This is a genomic window from Nodosilinea sp. LEGE 07298, assembly GCF_015207265.1.
Classification (GTDB): domain Bacteria; phylum Cyanobacteriota; class Cyanobacteriia; order Phormidesmidales; family Phormidesmidaceae; genus Nodosilinea.
Window position 1 is genome coordinate 1 of the sequence record NZ_JADEXE010000524.1, and the last position, 2,295, is coordinate 2,295.

Below are 2,295 nucleotides of genomic sequence, written 5' to 3' on the forward strand. Positions count from 1 at the left end.
CCCTAGCCCCCCTGCTCCCTAGCCCCCGGAGAATAGTATCTAAACTTGCGCTGCGGAGTACTAGTGAACTTCCCCAATGCGATCGGGCAATACCCCTTCCAGCAGCGGCGTCAGGGTATCTTTGAGCTGACCGGCGCGAATGAACTCGGCGTAGGTATCAGATTCGATCGCCAGCAGTTCTTCCCGCATCTGCTCCGAGGCGTACTCACGAATGTTGTCGTTTTGCTGCTCTAGCCGGGCCAGTTTTTCTTTGACTTCCTCAAGCTGGCCATGCACCAGGGCCATCTGGTAGCCGACAAACTCAGGGTCAAACTCTTCGTTCACCTTCATCTCGTCCAGGCGCTGCATGACGCGGGTGAGGGCGACCCGGTGGGCGGTCATTTGGCTGTACTCCAGCCGCAGGGGCTGATCGCCCAGCAGGCCCAGGTATTCGAGCAGCGGTTTGGTGGTGAGGCCCTGCACCAGCAGGGTAAACAGCATCACCCCAAACACAATCGAGATGATTTCCTGGCGATCGCCCAGCACAGTCGGTACGCTCAAAGCCAGCGCTACCGAGACCGACCCGCGCAGCCCCCCCCACCACAAAATAGTCTGTCCCTTCAAGGGCAAATCCATCTCGGCACCGGTGATGGCATTGCTGAGGTAGCCCAGCCCGTAGACGCTGATGGCGCGGGCGACCAGCATGATGATGATGGCGATCGCGATTTTATCCAGCTCATTCACCAGACCGTAAAAGTTGGCCTGATCGCCAATCAGCAAAAACACAATCGAGTTGATAAAGAACGAGACAAACTCCCAAAACTCAGACACCACCAGCCGGGTGCGGGGGTTCATGCCAATTCGGGAGCCAAAGTTGCCCAAAATCAGCCCCGTTGTCACCACCGCAATAACGCCAGAGCCGCCCAGTTCCTCGGCCACCAGGTAGGTGCCGTAGGCCGATACCAGCGTCAGCGACTGCTCCACCAGGGGAATATCGAACCGTTGGGTGAGAAACGAGAGGCCAAAGCCAATCAGCCCGCCAATGCTAATGCCGACCCCGGCGAACACCAAAAAGCGGGCGATCGTCACCGATACATCGAACTGCTCTAGGCCCAGGGCAATGCCCAGCACCAGGTTAAAGGCGACCACCGCCACGCCGTCGTTAAACAGGCTTTCGCCCTCCATTACGGTGGTGAGCTTTTTTTCGACCCCCAGCTCGCGAAACAGGGCCACCACCGACACCGGGTCGGTGGCCGACAGGCTGGCCCCCACCAGCAGCGCCGTCGCCAGCGAGGCCCCCGCAAAGGTCTGCAAGCCCCACACCAGGCTGCCGACGCAGATGATCACCCCCACAATGGCGTACAGCACCACGGGCACGGCATACTGCTTCAGGCTCTTCCAGTTCAGGTTCCAGGCGGCCTCAAACAGCAGCGGCGGCAAAAAGATAAACAAAATCAGCTGGGGCGACAGGTTAATCAATCGCACATCCAGCACTGCCAGGCCCAGACCCACCAGCAGCAGCAGCAGGGTGTAGGGAATGTTGCGCAGCACGCTAAACACCCGCGACAGGGTAGCCACCCCCAGCGACACCGACAGCACCAGGCAAAACTGGCGCAGGTGAGCCTCAATCGAGGGATCCTCCAGCATCAGGGAGGGGTCTTCTAGAAGGGGTTCAACGGTCAGGAAGAAATCCATAGAATGTGGGCCTAACTTCTAGTACGCGACAGCTTATACCGAATCCTATTGGGTTATACCCGGTTTGTCGGAGCATTGCAGTGCAATGCCCCGACGAGATCCCTATTTTGAATGAGAGATTCTCAATGCGGATTTCGTATTAGGGCTGATTTTCAACTACAAAACTATAGTCTGGATAATACCTAAGAGTGATTTAAGGGATGCCGTGCCCTAGAGGCATCCGCCGGTTTTGCTCCATTTAGCCAATCTCGACTTGGCCCTCATCGCTTGGCTCGCAGGCTGTCGGCCTGCGACAGCAGCGACTCGGCAAAGGAAAGCGACTGCTGGTGCGACTCGCCTCCAGCTAATTGGGCCAGTTCTTCGCGGCGATCGCTGAGCGACAGCGGCAGCACCCGCACCACCGTGCGCTCGGCCTCATCGCTCTTGGCCCCCTTCGCCACCGCCGCTTCGACCACGTGCTTGCCGACTCGAAAGTGAGCGTCGGCCAGGGCCGCCACCATCGGCTGGTGAGTCACACACAGCACCTGGTGCTGGCGACCGAGCTGGTAAAGCTTTTCGGCGATCGCCTGAGCCACCCGCCCCGACACCCCCACATCGATTTCGTCGAAGACCAGCGTGCCC

The 2,295-nt window shown here is 59.0% G+C and carries 1 protein-coding gene and 1 pseudogene; both read right to left on the bottom strand.

All coding sequences use genetic code 11. The features are described from left to right. Window positions 1–60 precede the first annotated feature (60 nt). Window positions 61–1,674, bottom strand: a complete 1,614-nt coding sequence (locus IQ273_RS32625) for a sodium:proton antiporter (protein ID WP_194027229.1) — start codon at window positions 1,672–1,674, stop codon at window positions 61–63. 260 nt (window positions 1,675–1,934) lie between these two features. Continuing rightward, window positions 1,935–2,295 (bottom strand): annotated as a pseudogene (locus tag IQ273_RS32630) (DNA repair protein RecN); the annotation flags it as partial.

Bases quoted from the DNA above. Each gene is read 5' to 3' on its own strand.
- IQ273_RS32625 (WP_194027229.1), bottom strand. From the start codon at position 1,674: ATGGATTTCTTCCTGACCGTTGAACCCCTTCTAGAAGACCCCTCCCTG.